Genomic DNA, 1,336 nt, shown 5'->3' on the forward strand with positions numbered 1-1,336 from the left:
TGTGGACCGAGGTGGGCAGAACGAAGATCCGGGTGCCGTCACCCCAGCGACCGCTCATCCTGAATGCGTCGACATGTGCCGCCCGCCGGATGACCGTCATCTTCGTCAGGCGAGGGCCGGTTGTTCGGCTGTGCGACGGCTCAGGGACTGGTTGTAGCGGCGTAGCAGGAGCAGGGCGGTGGCGGCGAGGCCGGTGAGGAGGCCGAGCCAGACGCCGACGGTCTCCAGGTCGGCGAGGTCGCCGAGGAGCCAGGCGGCGGGCAGGCCGATGAGCCAGTAGCCGATGAGGGTGATGCGGAAGCCGCTCCTGGTGTCGTCGAGTCCGCGGAGCAGTCCGACGCCGATGTTCTGGGCGCAGTCGAAGAATTGCAGGACGGCCGCGATCAGGAGGAGGTTCGTGGCGATGTCCGTCGCGCTCGCCCCGTCGTGGCCCGACGGGTCGAGGAAGGGGCGCAGGACCAGGCCGGGGACGGTGAGGTAGACGACGCCGACCACCGCCATCACGGCCGCCGCGCAGGCCAGCGCCGTGTTCTTGATACGGCGGGCCGCCGCGATCCGGTCCAGGGCGAGTTCGCGGCTGACGTTGAGGGACGCTGCGTGGGACAGGCCGACTGCTATCTGGAAGACGATGTAGATGAGTTGGTTGACGGCGGTGTGGGCGGCCAGGGCGGCGCTGCCGAAGGTGCCGATCAGCAGGGCGACGACGGAGAAGAACCCGGCCTCGGAGCCGTAGGTGGCGGCGATGGGAAGGCCGAGACCGGTGAGCTTGCGCAGGGTGGCCGGGCGGGCCTTCCAGATGCGGATGTCCAGCAGGGGGGCTAGCCGGGGGTCACGGCGCGCGGAGGCGTACAGGGCCAGGCAGGTCAGGGCGTACACGAGCGAGGTGGCGACGCCGACGCCGGGCAGGCCCAGTTCCGGCAGGATCCATGTGCCGTGGATCAGGCTCCAGTTGAGGGCGGCGTTGACGGCGACCGAGGCGATGGTGATCTGGAGCAGGGCCTGGGGCCGGCGCATGCCGACCGTGAACTGGCGGATCGTCTGGAACCACAGGCAGGGGACGAGGCCGGGTGCGAGCGTGAGCAGGATCGGCCAGGCCGTGTCGACGACCTCGGGGTCCTGGCCGAGGAAGGCGACGGCCTGCCCCAGGATCAGGATGACGACCGCGCCGAGGATGCCGGACAGGGTGGCCAGCGCGAGGGCGGCGCGGACGACGTCGCGGACCTCCTCGGTCGCCGCGTCGGTGAGTTCGTCGTCCTCGTCGGTCCGGGCGGAGGCGGCGGAAACCTGGTTGCCGACCGCGGTGACCATGCCGACGCCCATGGTGCGCAGCTGGTTG

The 1,336-nt window shown here is 70.7% G+C and carries 1 protein-coding gene; it reads right to left on the reverse strand.

Annotation, left to right across the window (positions count from 1 at the left end; genetic code table 11):
* Positions 1-105: 105 nt before the first annotated feature.
* The coding region (locus tag ABT300_RS44125; protein WP_351688839.1) for an MATE family efflux transporter at positions 106-1,336 on the reverse strand (1,231 nt) is incomplete at its 5' end.

It is taken from the genome of Streptomyces sp. NPDC001027, assembly GCF_040299045.1.
In the GTDB taxonomy this organism is placed as follows: Bacteria; Actinomycetota; Actinomycetes; order Streptomycetales; family Streptomycetaceae; genus Streptomyces.